The organism is Ensifer sp. WSM1721 (genome assembly GCF_000513895.2).
Classification (GTDB): Bacteria; Pseudomonadota; Alphaproteobacteria; order Rhizobiales; family Rhizobiaceae; genus Sinorhizobium.
Genome location: NZ_CP165782.1, coordinates 864,710 through 880,927, shown reverse-complemented (window position 1 = coordinate 880,927; position 16,218 = coordinate 864,710). Strand labels below are relative to the sequence as shown.

The following is a 16,218-nucleotide window of genomic DNA, read 5'->3' as shown; positions in this document are numbered from 1 at the left end:
CGATTTCGCGGCATTATGTGACCGGACAGAGTGATTCTCTGACGGCGACGACTTCGCCTGCCTTCCTGCAAATATCCGAAAGCTGACATCGATGGCGAAAGCCCGCACCCAGTTCATCTGCCAGAATTGCGGCACAGTCCACTCCCGCTGGGCGGGCAAGTGCGACGGCTGCGGCGAGTGGAACACGATCATCGAGGAGGACCCGACGGCAGGCATCGGCGGCGGTCCATCGCGCGCGCCGAAGAAGGGGCGTCCGGTGGCTCTCACGACGCTTTCCGGCGAGATCGAGGATGCGCCGCGCATCGAGACCGGCATATCCGAGCTCGACCGCGTAACCGGCGGCGGTTTCGTCCCTGGCTCGGCGCTGCTCGTCGGCGGCGATCCGGGGATTGGCAAATCGACGGTGCTGATGCAGGCCGCAGCCGCGCTTGCGCGTCGAAAGCATCGCGTCATCTATGTGTCCGGCGAGGAGGCAGTGGCGCAGGTGTGCCTGCGCGCGCAGCGGCTCGGCGCTGCCGACAGCGATGTGCTTCTAGCCGCCGAGACCAATGTCGAGGACATTCTGGCGACGCTTTCCGAGGGCAAGCGCCCGGATCTCGTGATCATCGACTCGATCCAGACGCTCTGGAGCGACATCGTCGATTCCGCTCCGGGCACCGTAACGCAGGTGCGCACTGGCGTGCAGGCGATGATCCGTTTCGCCAAGCAGACCGGAACGGCGGTCGTTCTCGTCGGCCATGTGACCAAGGAGGGTCAGATCGCCGGCCCGCGCGTCGTCGAGCACATGGTCGATGCGGTCCTCTATTTCGAGGGCGACCGCGGCCATCATTACCGCATCCTGAGGACCGTGAAGAACCGCTTCGGGCCGACCGACGAGATCGGCATCTTCGAGATGTCGGACAAGGGCCTGCGCGAGGTCGCTAACCCCTCAGAGCTCTTCCTCGGGGAACGCAACGAGAAATCGCCGGGTGCCGCCGTCTTCGCAGGCATGGAGGGAACGCGGCCGGTGCTTGTCGAGGTACAGGCGCTCGTGGCGCCCACGTCTCTCGGAACGCCCCGCCGCGCCGTCGTCGGCTGGGACTCGGCGCGACTTTCGATGATCCTCGCGGTGCTCGAGGCCCATTGCGGCGTCCGCCTCGGCCAGCACGACGTCTATCTCAACATCGCCGGCGGCTACCGCATTTCCGAGCCGGCCGCCGATCTCGCCGTCGCCTCCGCACTGGTTTCGTCGCTCGCCGGGCTTGCCCTTCCGGCCGATTGCGTCTATTTCGGCGAAGTCAGCTTGTCGGGCGCCGTCCGGCCGGTTGCGCATACCGCCCAACGTCTCAAGGAAGCCGAGAAGCTCGGTTTCTCCCAGGCCGTATTGCCATCTGCCTCGACCGAGCTGCCAAGGAACGGCGCCGGCCGGTGGAGCGAGATGGAAAGCCTGCCGGATCTGGTGGCGCGTATCGCTGGATCACGGCGCACTCTGCAGCAGGCGGACGAGGACTGACAGATTGCCGCGCCTGGAACTATCCTTCGAGATGGTGCCGCTTGGTGATGGCGGTGGAAAGACGTTCTGAACGCGTGCGGACAAGGCCGGTGGCGGATAAGCTTGGTAAGACCCGAGTCGGAACCGGGTCGGAGTAAGGACAACATGCCCATCACAATTCTCGACGGTATCGTTCTCGGCGTCGCGCTGTTTTCGGCCATCCTCGCAATGGTCAGAGGGTTCTCGCGCGAGGTTCTGTCGGTGGCGAGCTGGGTCGGCGCCGCGGCCGCCGCCTATTTCCTCTATCCGCATCTGCTGCCTTATGCCAGGCAGTACACGAGCAGCGACACGGTCGCGATGATCGGCTCTGCTGCCGTAATCTTTCTCATCGCGCTGATCATTATCTCCTTCATCACGATGCGGATCGCCGATTTCATCATCGACAGCCGCATCGGCGCGCTCGACCGCACGCTCGGCTTCCTCTTCGGCGCCGCGCGCGGCATCCTTCTGGTGGTCGTCGCCATGCTGTTCTTCAATTGGCTGGTGGCGCCGCCACAGCAGCCGGTCTGGGTGACCCAGGCGAAATCGAAACCGCTGCTCGACAATCTCGGCAACCAGCTAATCGCCCTCCTGCCCGAAGAGGCGGACGCCACCATTCTCGACCGCCTGCGCGGCAAGGACACGACCGGCGAAGGCGAGAGCGAGAACCCGCCGTCCGCCACCGAGCAGGCGCCCGTAGAGGAAGCGCCGGCGACGAACGGCTGACGCCAGAAGAATATCCGCGACAAAGCCCGCTGTGCGGGCTTTGTCCATTTGGAATGACGCTTGCCAGTGTTTTCGGCTAAGATCGCTTGACGACTGGCGGCCTGATCACGATATGCGCACCGGCACCGAGCAAAGGCGAATTGCGATGACCGATCTCAGATCCAGCGAAATCCATGACGAACTCGACGGCGACACCCTCCATGAGGAGTGCGGCGTTTTCGGCATTCTCGGGCATCCGGACGCCGCCGCGCTGACGGCGCTGGGTCTGCACGCGCTGCAGCATCGCGGACAGGAAGCGGCCGGCATCGTCACCTTCGACGGCAAGCAATTCTATACCGAAAAGCGCATGGGTCTCGTCGGAGACCACTATACCGATCCGGCCACGCTCGCGAAGCTGCCGGGATACATTTCCATCGGGCATACGCGCTACTCGACAACCGGCGAAGTTGCGCTGCGCAATGTCCAGCCGCTCTTTGCCGAGCTGGAAGTCGGCGGCATCGCCATCGCCCATAACGGCAACTTCACCAACGGCCTGACGCTCCGCCGCCAGTTGATCGCCGACGGCGCCATCTGTCAGTCGACCTCGGACACCGAAGTCGTCCTTCATTTGATCGCCCGCTCCAAGCAGACCTCCTCCTCCGATCGCTTCATCGACGCCATCCGCCAGATGGAAGGCGGTTATTCAATGCTGGCGATGACGCGAACCAAGCTGATTGCCGCGCGCGACCCGATCGGCATCCGCCCGCTCGTGATGGGCGAACTCGACGGCAAGCCGATCTTCTGCTCGGAAACCTGCGCTCTCGACATCATTGGCGCCAAGTACATCCGTGACATCGAGAACGGCGAGGTGGTCATTTGCGAGATCCAGCCGGACGGCTCGATCTCGATCGACGCGCGCAAGCCGGAATCCCGGCGGCCTGAACGCCTGTGCCTCTTCGAGTATGTCTATTTCGCCCGCCCCGATTCGGTCGTCGGCGGCCGCAGCGTCTATGTGGCGCGCAAGAACATGGGCGTCAATCTCGCCAAGGAATCGCCCGTCGAGGCGGATGTCGTCGTCCCTGTACCCGACGGCGGCACTCCGGCCGCGCTCGGCTACGCACAGCAGAGTGGCATCCCCTTCGAATACGGCATCATCCGGAACCACTATGTCGGACGGACCTTCATCGAGCCGACGCAGCAGATTCGCGCCTTCGGCGTCAAGCTGAAGCATTCCGCCAACCGGGCGATGATCGCCGGCAAGCGCGTCGTGCTCGTTGACGACTCGATCGTGCGCGGCACCACCTCGGTCAAGATCGTGCAGATGATCCGGGACGCCGGTGCACGCGAAGTGCATATCCGCGTCGCAAGCCCGATGATCTTCCATCCGGACTTCTACGGCATCGACACGCCGGACCGCGACAAGCTGCTTGCCAACCAGCATTCCAACCTCGCGTCGATGTGTCGCTACATCGGCGCCGACTCGCTCGAGTTCCTGTCGATCGACGGGCTTTACCGCGCCGTCGGCGGCATGCCGCGCGACCCGCAGGCGCCGCAATTCACCGATCATTACTTCACCGGCGACTACCCGACCCGTCTTCTCGACCAGGAGGCTGCGAGCAACGTCCGCAAGCTTTCGGTTCTCGCCAGCAACGGATAAACACAACAATATGACGCCCAATCTGAAAGACCGGATCGCCGTCGTAACCGGCGCATCGCGCGGTATCGGCTATTTCACTGCCCTTGAACTCGCCAAGGCCGGCGCGCATGTGATCGCCTGCGCCCGCACCGTCGGCGGCTTGGAAGAGCTGGACGACGCCATCAAGGCCGTGGGCGGTTCGGCAACGCTCGTTCCTTTCGATCTCGCCGACATGGCGGCAATCGATAAGCTCGGCGGCGCCATCAACGAACGCTGGGGCAAGCTCGACATCATGGTCGCGAATGCCGGCGTGCTCGGCACGATTTCGCCGATCGGGCACGTGGAGGCGAAGGTTTTCGAAAAGGTGATGACGATCAACGTCACAGCAACCTGGCGGCTGATCCGCTCGCTCGAACCGCTGCTCACGCGCTCCGATGCCGGCCGCGCCCTTCTCCTTTCCTCGAGCGCCGCCCACAAGTGCAAGCCCTTCTGGGGGCCCTACTCCGCCTCGAAGGCGGCGGTCGAAGCGCTGGCACGCACCTGGGCCTACGAGACGCAGCGGCTGCCGTTGCGCATCCTCAGCGTCGATCCGGGCCCGACACGCACGGCGATGCGTGCGCAGGCGATGCCCGGGGAGGATCCGGAAACGGTGCCGCATCCGTCGGAGGTTGCGGCCGCGCTGATGCCCCTCGTTGGTCCGGAACAGACGGAGACCGGCAAGCTCTTCATCGTCCGCGAAAAGAAGATCGTCGATTATCGGATACCGGAGTAGGCGGCAGCGCTTTCAACCGCTGTTTCTTGTCGCTTATTCGTTATAGCCCGGCAGGCCGTCGCTGTCCTGGCCGCCGGGCCAGTCGCCGTATTTGCGCTGCCAGGAGCGCGCGCCGAACGGCAGGGTGATCAAATATCCAATCGCGGTTACGGCCATCGTCTCCCAGGTATAGGTCATCAGCGTCGCTACATAGAGAACGACAACGAGGATGGCGGGCAGCACGAGATCGCGGCGGACGCGATTCTCGGATTTGCCCGACCAGACCGGCAGGCGGCTGACCAGCAGAAATGCAATCAGCACAGTGTAGACCGAGGCGATAAGGGCGAAGATCCGGTCCGGCGCGAGGCCGAGAAGCCCGATATAGACAGGCAGCAGCACCAGTATGGCACCGGCGGGCGCCGGAACGCCGACGAAATATTCAGACTGCCAGGCCGCCTTGACCTGGCGCTCGGCCATGACGTTGAAGCGGGCGAGTCTCAAGCCGACGGCGATCGCATAGATCAGCGCCGCGATCCAGCCAACGGAACGCGCTTGGTCGAGCAGGAAGACATAGAGCACAAGCGCCGGGGCCACACCGAAATTGATGATATCCGCGAGCGAGTCCATCTGGACTCCAAAGCTCGACGTGGCCTTGAGCAGGCGTGCGATGCGCCCGTCTATGCCGTCGAGGAAGGCGGCAAGGAGAACCATGGCGACTGCGAGTTCGAAGCGGTTCTCGAAGGCGAGCCGGATGCCGGAGAGACCGGCGCAGATCGCCAGGACCGTGATCATGTTGGGGACCATCAGGCGCAGCGGAATTTCGCGCAACCGCGGTCCGCGCGCCTTGTCATGCGAACCCGCCGTTTCGACGGTTTCCGGGGCTCCCGCTGAGTTTTCGTGCCGAGGCTCTTCCATGATTATCCTCACGCGCGACGGCTGATAACCGGCCCCTTGGCCGAACCGAATTCAGCAAGCACCGTCTCGCCGCCGACCGCCGTCTGATCAAGCGTGACGCGCGGCTCAGCGCCTTGCGGCAGGAACACGTCGAGGCGCGAACCGAAGCGGATAAGGCCGAAGCGCTCGCCCGCTTCGAGCGATGCATTTTCCGTCGTCCAGCAGAGGATACGCCGGGCGACCAGGCCAGCGATCTGAACGACGCCGATCGCGCCATGCTTCGTCTCGATGACGAGGCCGTTGCGTTCGTTTTCAAGGCTTGCCTTGTCAAGTTCGGCGTTTACGAACTTGCCGGCGCGGTAGGCGATACGGCGAACGGTGCCGCTCATTGGAGCACGGTTTACATGGCAGTCGAAGACATTCATGAAGACCGAGATGCGCAGCATCGGCTCCGAACCGAGACCCAGTTCTTCGGGCGGGATCACGGTCGCGATCGACGACACGCGGCCGTCCGCCGGGCTGATGACGAGATCCTCGTCGATCGGCGTCATCCGTTCGGGATCGCGGAAGAAGTAGGCACACCAGGCGGTCAACGCGAAGCCGATCCACATCAGCGGTTCCCATACGAAACCGAGTACCAGCGAAACGACGAAGAAGATCGCAATGAAACGATAGCCTTCCTTGTGCACCGGAACGAGCGTGTTGCGCACCGTGTCGATCAAACTCATGAACCCTACTCTCCAGATTGATGTGGAACGTCAACTAGCGCGAACTCGACGGTCCGGCAATGCCGAACGCCAGGCGAGAGCGCCTGACCGCACCGGCCGCTTCGGTCAGATCGCCGGCACGCCTCGATCGACGATGCCGAGATCGTCGCTCTCGCGCACCCGCTTCAATTGCTCCTCGGCCTGCGTTGCCTCGCGCTGGCGGCTCCACATTGAAGCATAGAGGCCATCCCGCTCGATCAGCTCGCCGTGTGTGCCGCGCTCGGCGATGACGCCGTCCTTCAGGACGATGATCTCGTCGGCATTGATGACCGTCGAGAGCCGATGCGCGATGACGAGCGTCGTGCGGTTACGCGACACGACGTCCAGCGCCGCCTGGATTTCCTGCTCGGTCTTGGTGTCGAGCGCGGAGGTCGCCTCGTCAAGGATCAGGATCGGCGGCGCCTTCAGGATGGTGCGGGCGATCGCCACGCGCTGCTTTTCGCCGCCCGAGAGCTTCAGCCCGCGCTCGCCGACCGTCGCCCGGTAGCCCTCCGGCAGACCGCGGATGAAATCGGCGATCTGCGCGGCTTCAGCCGCGGCCTCGACTTCGGCGTCCGTCGCCGTCACCCGGCCATAGCGGATGTTATAGGCGATGGTGTCGTTGAACAGCACCGTGTCCTGCGGCACCATGCCGATTACCGCGCGCAGGCTTTTCTGCGTCACATCTCGCACATCCTGGCCATCGATGGTGATCGAGCCCCGCTGAACGTCGTAGAACCGGTAGAGCAGCCGCGACAGGGTGGACTTGCCGGCACCGGACGGCCCGACGACGGCGACCGTCTTGCCGGCCGGGACCTCGAAGGAAATGCCCTTCAAGATCGGCCGGGCGCCTTCATAAGCGAAATGCACGTCGCGGAAGGCGATTGCGCCGCGCCCGATCTTGAGCTCCCTGGCGTCCGCCTTGTCGACAACCTCCGCTTGGACGTCCAACAGGTCGAACATATGTTCGATGTCGGTCAGCCCCTGACGTATTTCGCGATAGACGAAGCCGATGAAGTTCAACGGAATTGCGAGCTGGATCAGCATGGCGTTGATGAAGACGAAGTCGCCGATCGTCTGCTCGCCGCGCTTCACGGCAAGCGCCGATATCGTCATCATCACAGCCGTGCCGGCGCCGAAAATCAGCGCCTGGCCGAAGTTGAGCCAGCCAAGCGACGTCCAGACCTGGGTGGCGGCACGTTCATAGCGCTCCATCGACCTGTCGAAGCGCTTCGCCTCCATCTCTTCGTTGCCAAAATATTTGACGGTCTCGAAATTGAGGAGCGAATCGATCGCCTTGGTGTTCGCATCGGTGTCGCTGTCGTTCATCGAGCGGCGGATCGCGATCCGCCAGTCGCTCGCGCGCACCGTAAACCAGATATAGAGCCAGACGGTGACCGCCGTGACGAAGAGATAGGTGAAGCCGTAGCCCCACCAGAAGATCACCGCCGTCAGCAAGAACTCGATGACTGTCGGTACGCTGTTCAGGATGGTGAAACGGACGATCGTCTCGATGCCCTTGGTGCCGCGCTCGATAATGCGCGACAGCCCGCCGGTGCGGCGCTCGAGATGGAAGCGCAATGAAAGCTGATGCATATGAACGAAGGTCTTGTAGGCAAGCTGGCGTACGGCATGCTGGCCGACGCTCGCAAAGAGCGCGTCACGCAACTGGTTCAGGCCCGCCTGCAGCAGGCGCGCGAGATTGTAGGCGAGCACCAGCATGACGGCGCCGGTCAGGAACTGCGGCAGAAGGCCGAGCGCGTCCGGCTTGTTGTTGAGGGCGTCCGTCGCCCACTTGAAAAAATAGGGTACGAGAATGAGCACGACCTTGGCGACTACAAGGATTACCGTTGCCCAAACGACCCTGAGTTTCAGGTCGACGCGATCCGCCGGCCACATATAAGGCCAGAGATTCGCAATGGTTCCGACGGGATTGGCGCTGTCGGCGGATACCGTCTTCTTCTTTTGGGGTGCCACGTCTCAGTCCGCTTCGATTTTTGGAAACGCGGGAGGCAGGCGCGAGCCCTACATCGTCCTTCCCGCTCCAGCTTCAATGAAAAGCGGCGCCCTTTGAAGACGCCGCATTTCCTGACAGATAGGTCCACCCTGCCGCCGGTGCAATGGAAGTGCCGGCAAAAGACCGGCTATTCTTAGTGACGCATATGCTTGCGGTGTATTTCCCGCGATTCCTCGTCGGAGAGGGCCTCGTCGGGGACCCCGAAAACCTGACCGGGACGGATCAGGTCGGGATTGCCGATCTGCTCGCGGTTTGCGAGATAGATCGTCGTGTAGCGAACGCCAGCGCCGTAGACGCGCCGCGAAATCTGCCAGAGCGTATCGCCGCGGCGGATGATGACGGACGTCTTGCTTTCCTTGAGCGGCGCCTGTTCGATCGTTGCCGGCTGCTCCTGCGTCGCATCGGATGCTGCTGTCTGCTGGGCCGCTGGGGCGGCCGCTTCCTCCGCATTCTTGACCTTTGGCGCGTCCGTCGCCCTGGTGGCTCCGCTCCCCGTGGCGGCCGGAAGTTCAACCGTCGCAACGGCGGTGCCGAGGCTCTGTTGCGTCAATGCGGAACCGATGGCTTCATCGACTTTCTGCAACGCGGCGGCAACGCTTGCCGGGTCCGGCGGAGAGGACTTGAGTGCGGTCAGCGCGCTAGCCGCCGCCTTGGATGTTTCGGCCGCGGCTTTCGCGAGTGCCGGATCGGCATCGGCAGCCGGCTTGAACTCGGCGAGCGACTGGAGCGCGAATTCCGTTGCCGAGCGGGCGGCGGCAAGCTGTTCGCCCGAAGGCTGTTTTCCGTCGGCGAAGAGCCCCCTCAACAGTGCGAGTGCCTTTCCTGCTTCCGTCTTGAGGCTGCCGAGGGCCGTAACCGGCGTGTCGGACGGGCCGGCAATGGCGGCGACCTGCGCGCCCGCCGGCCTGTCGAAGGGCACGGAGGCGCGCATCGCCACCTTGCTGGCATCCTCGTTCATCATGTCGGCGCGAATGATGTGGGTGCCGACCGAGAGCTCGATCGAACCATCGACGACGAAATGTCCCTTGTCGTCCGTCTTCATTTCGCCGAGCAGCCTGTCGTCCGCATAGATGCGCACGAGGGAGCCGGGCTTGGCATTGCCGGCGACGTACATCGTGCCGCCCTCGATCTCGACGGCCGTGACCTGAAGACCCGGCACGCCATTCGGTTTCGCGAGTGGAACGGAAGCGCCAGCGGGGTCACCGACGGCGGGCTCGGCCTTCGCCTGGATCGGCTTCGTCTCGGCCTTCGGCGTCGTGATCAGGCGGCTCGCCTCGCCGGGTTTCGACACCATCGCCAGCAATTGCCCGCTCGGATCCTTGGGCACGGAGATGGTTGCGACTTCGTCCGACGTCTTCGTGGCGCCGTCCGGGCTGACGCTTCTGAGCGTCAGCTGGTGATCGCCCGCAGCAAGCGGCTTATCGAAGACGGCGGCGAAATCTCCGGCGGCGCCGACGTCGGCCGTACCGACGACTTTATCGCCGCTCAGGATCTCGAGCTTGGTGCCCGGCTCCGCCCTGCCCGCAACCACCGTGGAGCCGTCCGGCTCGACGCGGAGGATGTCGAACCCCGGAATGGTCCCGTTTACAGCGGTCTCGGATGCCGGCGCCGCATTGCCCGCGGCGCCCGCCGCTTGCTCGCCGACCGTGCCTTGCTGCACGTTGGCGGATGGGCCTTCGGTTTTCGTCGCAGACGCCGTTTGGCCGGCCTCGCCGCTCGCAATGGATTGCGCCGCCTGCTCGTCGCTTTCGCGCAGGTTCGGCTGGACCACGAAGACCATCAACGCCGTCGCAATCGCCAGGACACCGAGGGCCACCCAGCTGGCCTTATTCTTTATCATGCCACTCTCCACAGGGCGGAGCGTCTTTATGCTCCGCTCATGCCCCTTTCGCCGGCCCGAGCCTGCGACGCCAATACACATTATAGCGCAATAGCGGCATAGCCGTCCGAATTCTTCAATGTATTAGTGAAATTGCTAACGTTTCCTACAGTTCAGTACAAGCTTTTGCTGCTCATCGGCCTGAACGAAAGTGCTCTTTCCCTTATTTTTCTTGACCCGTACTGCGCTGCAATGTCTCTTGGGCTCATGAGAAACGAAGCAAGCCCGATTCTATCCGTCTGCGTCTATTGCGGCTCCCAGCCCGGGCGCGACCCCGCCCATATCCAGGCGGGCCGTATCCTCGGAAAGTCGATTGCCGAACACGGCCTGCAACTCGTCTATGGCGGCGGCACGCGCGGGATCATGGGCGCGGTCGCAAGCGGCGTGCTTTCCGCCGGCGGCCATGTCACCGGCATCATTCCCGAATTCCTCATGGACAAGGAAGCGACCCGCCATTCGCTCGGTCAACTCAGCGAGCTGATCGTCACCGCCGACATGCACGAGCGCAAGCACAAGATGTTCGAGCGCGCCGACGCCTTCGTGGCGCTTCCCGGCGGCATCGGTACACTCGAGGAAATCGTCGAGATCATGACCTGGGCGCAGCTCGGCCGCCATAGGAAGCCGATGGTCTTCGGCAATATCAACGGCTTCTGGGACCCTATGCTGGAACTCATCCAGCACATGCGCGAACAGGGCTTCGTCCACACGGCGCACCTGGTCCAGCCGCTGGTGATTGACGGGGCGGAAGACATCGTTCCCGGCATCCTGGCATCGGCCGCTGCGATGGGCCGCGACGGCGAAACCGAGATCATTTCCAGGCTCTGATTTTCGGCCTCACTCGGCCGGTGTCGGCTGGGCGGCACGGCGGGCCCTGCTCTCGGCCAGCATCGCTCCCGAATAGGTGAAGAGCGCGGCCCAGATCAGGACGAAAGCGACGAGTTTTGCGGTCCCGAAAGGTTCGTGGAAAACGAAAACCGCTATCAGGAAAATCATCGTCGGGGCGATGTATTGCATGATGCCGATTGTCGAAAGCCTGAGCAGCTTCGCGCCATTCGCATAGATCATCAGCGGCACTGCCGTGACGATGCCGCAGGACAGAAGCAGGAGGACGTCGGCCATGCTGGTATCGCCGAAATGCCCCTGCCCCGTAGCTTCGAGCCAGATGATGTAGCCGGCCGCGGGCACGCTGAGGAGCAGGACTTCGAGGAAGAAACCCTGATTGGGACCGATCGGCAGGGTCTTGCGGAAGAAGGCGTAGAAGCCCCAGGAGAAGCAAAGCCCGAGCGAGACCCAGGGAAGACCGCCGGCGTCGAAGGCAAGCACGGCGACGGCAAGGGCGGCAAGGGCAATCGCCACCATCTGCGCCGTATTCGGCCTTTCTTTGAGCAGCACGGCACCAAGAAAGATCGAGAACAGCGGGTTGATGTAGTAACCGAGAGCCGTCTCGATCGCCCGGCCGGCACCGATCGCCCAGACATAGATGCCCCAGTTGACCGTGATGAGGGCGGCCGTCAGCGTTGCCATCTTCAGCATCCGCGGGGAGCGCAGGGCAGTCTTAATCTCTTGCGTACGGCCGAGCCACAGGAGCACGAGCCCGGCAAGAGGCACCGACCAGACGATGCGGTGCGCGACGACTTCCGCCGCAGGAATATGCGCTACCGCCTTCATGAAAAACGGCAGGAAACCCCAAAGCAGGTAGGCGGCAAGTGCGAAGGCGAAACCTCTCGCGGAATCGACATTCTCGGCGGATGATTTCGCGTTCGGTTCAGCCATGGTCTTGATCCTGAAAACTTCGCCGGAGCCAAGCGGAAACCGCTCCGGCCTTAACCGACGGCAGGCCCATAAGACCGTCACCGTCCCTCCTCTTGCGTCCTACTCCAACGAACGGTGATGCACCAATTCATTTCCGTGAAGCGAAGGCTGAGAGCGGCTTAACATTACATGCCCCTGTGCCCCGGCCGGGCAGAGGGGTGAAAGCCGGATAACCTACTCCGCCGCGATCAACCCGACCTGGTCCCGGTTCTTGAGCAGCTTGTAGACGATGCTGTCCATCAGCGCCTGGAAGGAAGCATCGATGATGTTGTCGGAAACACCGACCGTCCACCAGCGGGCGCCGGTGTTGTCCGTCGATTCGATCAGTACGCGGGTCACTGCCTCGGTGCCACCGTTCAGGATGCGCACCTTGTAATCGGCGAGTTCGAGATCCGCGATCTCCGACTGATACTTGCCGAGGTCCTTGCGCAGAGCGAGGTCGAGCGCATTGACCGGGCCATGGCCCTCTGCGACCGACATCATCGTTTCGCCGTCGACCACGACCTTGACCACCGCCTCCGACACCGTCTTCAACTTGCCGTTTGCGTCGAAGCGGCGCTCGACCATCACCCGGAAACTCTCCACGTGAAAGAAGTCGGGCACCGTGCCGAGAATGCGGTTGGCGAGCAACGTGAAACTCGCATCCGCGCCCTCATAGGCGTAGCCCGTCGCCTCGCGCTCCTTGACGATCGAGATGAGCTTGTCGAGCCGCGGGTCGTCCTTGGAGACCGCGATGCCGCGCCGCTTGAGCGCGTTGATGAAATTGGCCTTGCCGCCTTGGTCCGAGACCATGACCCGGCGCAGATTGCCGACGCTTTCAGGCGCAACATGCTCGTAGGTCTTCGGGTCCTTGAGCAGCGCCGAGGCATGAATGCCCGCCTTGGTAGCGAAGGCCGAGGCGCCGACATAGGGGGCCTGCGGGTCCGGCGAGCGATTGAGAAGCTCGTCGAAGGAATGCGCGAGCTCGGTCAGGTCCTGGAGCCTTTCGGTGTCGATTGCCGTTTCGAAGCGGCTGGAATAGGTCTCCTTCAGCGCAAGCGTCGCAATCAGCGTCACCAGATTGGCATTGCCGCAACGCTCGCCGACGCCGTTAAGCGTGCCCTGGATCTGACGGACGCCGGCTTCGACCGCGGCCAGTGAATTCGCCACGGCCTGGCCCGTGTCGTTATGGGCGTGGATGCCGAGACTTGCGCCGGGCACGCCTGCCGCTATCACGGCCGAGACGATCTCGCGGATTTCCGAGGGCTGGGTGCCGCCGTTGGTGTCGCAGAGCACGACCCAGCGCGCGCCCGCATCGAGCGCCGTTTTCGCGCAGGCGATCGCATAGGCCGGATTCGCCTTGTAGCCGTCGAAGAAATGCTCGCAATCGACCATCGCCTCGCGGCCGGAGGCAACCACCGCCTCAACGGAGGCGCGGATGCTCTCGAGATTCTCCTCGTTGGAACAACCGAGTGCTACGGCCACGTGGTAGTCCCAGCTCTTCGCGACGAGACAGACAGCATCGCTGTCCGCAGCGAGCAGGGCATTTAGGCCCGGGTCATTGGAGGCCGAAACGCCGGCGCGTTTGGTCATGCCGAAGGCTACGAAGGACGCTTTTTCGGTGCGCTTGTGCTTGAAGAACTCCGTATCCGTCGGATTGGCGCCCGGGTATCCACCTTCGACATAGTCCATGCCGAATTCGTCGAGCAGGGTCGCAATCGCGATCTTGTCCTCGACCGAAAAGTCGATGCCGGGCGTTTGCTGCCCGTCTCGAAGCGTCGTATCGAAGAGATAGATGCGTTCCCTGGTCATGTCTCGGTTCCAACGTGCGGTTCAGTTTAAGTCAACGCGGCCTTTCCCGCGTTATTCGGTCTTGCCGGCAAATTTGTCGGTGGCGCGGATCAGGCGGTCGAGGATGCCCGGCTCCGAATAGGCGTGGCCTGCACCCTCGATCAGGTGGAATTCGGCCTCGGGCCAGGCCTTGTGCAGCTGCCAAGCATATTTCGCGGGGCACGGCATGTCATAACGTCCGTGCACGATCACGCCCGGAATGCCGTGGAGCTTATGGGCATCGCGTAGCAATTGGCCCTCTTCGAGCCAGCCGGCATTGACGAAGAAGTGGTTCTCGATGCGGGCAAAGGCATGCGCGAATTCCTCTTCCTCGAAGTGCGCGCTTGTCGTCGGTTCCGGCAGGAGCGTGATCGTCTCGCCCTCCCAGATGCTCCAGGCCCTGGCGGCCGCAAGCCGCGTCGCGCGATCCTCGCTCGTCAGGCGCCGGTGATAGGCCTGCATCATCTCGTGGCGCTCTTCCGGCGGGATCGGGGCAATGAAGCGCTCCCACTTGTCCGGGAACATCTCCGAGACGCCGAATTGATAGTACCAGTCGAGTTCGGCCTTGGTCAGCGTATATATGCCCCGGACGACGAGTTCGGAAACGCGTTCCGGGTGGGTCTCGGCATAGGCGAGCGCCAGCGTCGATCCCCAGGAGCCGCCGAAAACGAGCCACTTGTCGACACCTGCCAGTTCCCGCAGCCGTTCGATGTCGGCGACGAGATGCCAGGTCGTGTTCGCCTCGATCTCGGCATGCGGAGTCGACTTGCCGCAGCCGCGCTGGTCGAACAGCATCACGTCATAGAGCGCCGGATCGAAGAGGCGGCGATGGTTCGGCGAAATCGTGCCGCCGGGGCCACCGTGCAAAAAGACGGCCGGTTTCGCGCCGGGCGTGCCCACCCGCTCCCAGTAGACCCTATGGTCGTCGCTGACATCGAGGTGGCCGGAGGCATAGGGCTCGATTTCCGGATAAAGGCTACGCAATGGGGAACTCACGATAGGTCTTCCTCGGGCGGCCAGTGCACGGTGTCAAAGTCCGGATGCTGGCGGTTGGTTTCCAGGACACGCAGGTGGCGCTCTGCCGCGGCTTCGCTGCCGTCGTCCGTCTCCTTCTCCGAGAGCTTCGGCAGATGCGAGAACCAGAACATCCGAGACTCGACTCCGGATTGATAGATGGGCTGCACGTCATCGGGATCGTCGAGCGTTCCGAGCGCGATGTTGAGGAAGCTCGCCTCCGGCATGTCGTAGAAGAGCGGCGTGCCGCAATTGCGGCAGAAGCCGCGCCGCACGAGGCCCGACGAGCAGAACCAGGACGGCTCCCCGCGCGTGATGCGGAAATCCTCGCGCGCGATATTGGCGAGCGGCATGAAATAATTCCCTGCCGCCTTCTGACACATGCGGCAATGACAGATATGCGGATCGTCGAGCGTGCCTTCGGCGCGATAGCGCACCGCGCCGCATTGGCAGCCGCCGGTGAAGATGCGTCGGATCATCATGCCCAGGTCCCGGCCGACGGCCATTGATCGGTCTCATGATCGGGATGCTGGAACGAGATGATCCGCTCCTGCCGAGCGTAATAATCCGGATCCTCGTGGATGGGCTGGTCGAAGATCGTCTCGACCCAGGGAAGCCGCGCCTGGTAATTGACCTGAATTTTCGGGGCGAGATCGGAACGGTCGTCGAAGGCGCCGATCGCGATTTCGAGGCCGCCCGGGTGCCGATAGGTCAGCGGCGTGCCGCATTTCCGGCAGAAGCCGCGGTCGATATTGACCGAGGACTGGAAATAGCTCGGCTCGTCCCGCGTCCATTCGACTCCGTCCTTCGGCGCCGTCACCAAGGCCGAGAAGAACGAGCCGAACTGCTTCTGACACATGCGGCAATGGCAGATCGATGGTCGCCCAAGCTCACCGTGGATGCGGAAGCGTACGGCGCCGCACTGGCATCCTCCTGTTCTGACGGCATTACTCATCGTTTTTCCTCCGGTGGCCAGGTTTTGGTGTCATGGTCTGGATGCTGATAGGAAACCAGATTCGCAAGGAATGATGCCGCGTCCGCATCGGCCATCGTCTCCTCGCCGGGGAGCTCCCGAATGTGATCGACGTACGGCAATTTCGCCTCGACACCCCATTGGATCATCGGGGGGATCCCGTCCGGCCTGTCGAAGGCCGCTATCGCCAGTGCCATCCCGTCCGGCGCCTCGTAGGTAAGCGGGGTGCCGCAATCGCCGCAAAAGCCGCGCCAGACGAAGTTGGAGGACTGGAACCGCTTGCGTTCGCCGCGCGTCCACGTGACCTTCGCGCCGCGTACGGAAACGAGCGGCAAATAGAAATTGCCGCTTGCTTTCTGGCACATGCGGCAGTGGCAGACCGAGGCGTCGCCGAGCTTGCCTTCGACGCGAAAGCGGACCGCACCGCATTGGCAGCCGCCGGTATGGATATCGTCAGCCATGTCGTCCTCCT

The 16,218-nt window shown here is 63.2% G+C and carries 15 protein-coding genes; 5 read left to right on the top strand and 10 right to left on the bottom strand.

Going from position 1 to position 16,218, the window contains the following annotated elements; all coding sequences use genetic code 11:
• The first annotated feature begins 91 nt into the window (after positions 1–91).
• The 4 genes from radA to M728_RS04250 all read left to right on the top strand — a co-directional run bounded on the left by radA (position 92) and on the right by M728_RS04250 (position 4,623).
• On the top strand, positions 92–1,492 hold the full coding sequence (gene radA, locus M728_RS04265; protein WP_026619183.1) for a DNA repair protein RadA: 1,401 nt from the start codon (positions 92–94) through the stop codon (positions 1,490–1,492).
• A 144-nt stretch (positions 1,493–1,636) separates the two neighbouring features.
• Entirely contained in the window at positions 1,637–2,236 is a 600-nt protein-coding gene (locus M728_RS04260; protein WP_026619182.1) for a CvpA family protein, read from the top strand.
• Between the two features lie 145 nt (positions 2,237–2,381).
• Positions 2,382–3,872: an amidophosphoribosyltransferase gene (purF, locus tag M728_RS04255; protein WP_026619181.1), complete on the top strand. Its 1,491-nt coding sequence runs from the start codon at positions 2,382–2,384 to the stop codon at positions 3,870–3,872.
• A gap of 10 nt (positions 3,873–3,882) precedes the next feature.
• A complete protein-coding gene (locus tag M728_RS04250) occupies positions 3,883–4,623 on the top strand; it encodes an SDR family NAD(P)-dependent oxidoreductase (RefSeq protein ID WP_026619180.1) in 741 nt (246 codons plus the stop codon).
• Between the two features lie 33 nt (positions 4,624–4,656).
• Here M728_RS04250 and M728_RS04245 read toward each other — a convergent pair whose 3' ends face one another.
• From M728_RS04245 to M728_RS04230, 4 genes are all read right to left on the bottom strand, one after another.
• Positions 4,657–5,517 (bottom strand): phosphatidylcholine/phosphatidylserine synthase, encoded by an 861-nt coding sequence (locus tag M728_RS04245; RefSeq protein ID WP_026619179.1) that lies wholly within the window; start codon positions 5,515–5,517, stop codon positions 4,657–4,659.
• Positions 5,518–5,525: 8 nt separating this feature from the next.
• Complete coding sequence (locus M728_RS04240; protein WP_026619178.1) at positions 5,526–6,224, bottom strand: phosphatidylserine decarboxylase; 699 nt, start codon at positions 6,222–6,224, stop codon at positions 5,526–5,528.
• A 105-nt stretch (positions 6,225–6,329) separates the two neighbouring features.
• Positions 6,330–8,219, bottom strand: coding sequence for an ABC transporter ATP-binding protein/permease (locus M728_RS04235; protein ID WP_026619177.1), 1,890 nt, complete (start codon positions 8,217–8,219; stop codon positions 6,330–6,332).
• Positions 8,220–8,392: 173 nt separating this feature from the next.
• Positions 8,393–10,099, bottom strand: a complete 1,707-nt coding sequence (locus tag M728_RS04230) for a LysM peptidoglycan-binding domain-containing protein (protein WP_026619176.1) — start codon at positions 10,097–10,099, stop codon at positions 8,393–8,395.
• A gap of 246 nt (positions 10,100–10,345) precedes the next feature.
• Here M728_RS04230 and M728_RS04225 point away from each other — a divergent pair, with 246 nt between their 5' ends.
• Entirely contained in the window at positions 10,346–10,963 is a 618-nt protein-coding gene (locus M728_RS04225) for a TIGR00730 family Rossman fold protein (RefSeq protein ID WP_026619175.1), read from the top strand.
• 9 nt (positions 10,964–10,972) lie between these two features.
• Here M728_RS04225 and rarD read toward each other — a convergent pair whose 3' ends face one another.
• From rarD to M728_RS04195, 6 genes are all read right to left on the bottom strand, one after another.
• Positions 10,973–11,911, bottom strand: coding sequence for an EamA family transporter RarD (gene rarD / locus M728_RS04220; protein WP_026619174.1), 939 nt, complete (start codon positions 11,909–11,911; stop codon positions 10,973–10,975).
• 213 nt (positions 11,912–12,124) lie between these two features.
• Positions 12,125–13,741 carry a citramalate synthase gene (cimA, locus tag M728_RS04215; RefSeq protein ID WP_026619173.1) on the bottom strand — a complete coding sequence of 539 codons (1,617 nt, stop codon included), beginning with the start codon at positions 13,739–13,741 and terminating at the stop codon, positions 12,125–12,127.
• Positions 13,742–13,792: 51 nt separating this feature from the next.
• Positions 13,793–14,755 carry a prolyl aminopeptidase gene (pip, locus tag M728_RS04210; RefSeq protein ID WP_026619172.1) on the bottom strand — a complete coding sequence of 321 codons (963 nt, stop codon included), beginning with the start codon at positions 14,753–14,755 and terminating at the stop codon, positions 13,793–13,795.
• Positions 14,752–15,252, bottom strand: a complete 501-nt coding sequence (locus tag M728_RS04205; RefSeq protein ID WP_026619171.1) for a GFA family protein — start codon at positions 15,250–15,252, stop codon at positions 14,752–14,754. Before M728_RS04205 ends, pip begins: the two co-directional genes overlap by 4 nt.
• Positions 15,252–15,728 (bottom strand): GFA family protein, encoded by a 477-nt coding sequence (locus tag M728_RS04200; protein ID WP_026619170.1) that lies wholly within the window; start codon positions 15,726–15,728, stop codon positions 15,252–15,254. The genes M728_RS04205 and M728_RS04200 overlap by 1 nt, the downstream gene beginning before the upstream one ends.
• Positions 15,725–16,207, bottom strand: coding sequence for a GFA family protein (locus M728_RS04195; RefSeq protein WP_026619169.1), 483 nt, complete (start codon positions 16,205–16,207; stop codon positions 15,725–15,727). The genes M728_RS04200 and M728_RS04195 overlap by 4 nt, the downstream gene beginning before the upstream one ends.
• Between the last annotated feature and the right edge of the window lie 11 nt (positions 16,208–16,218).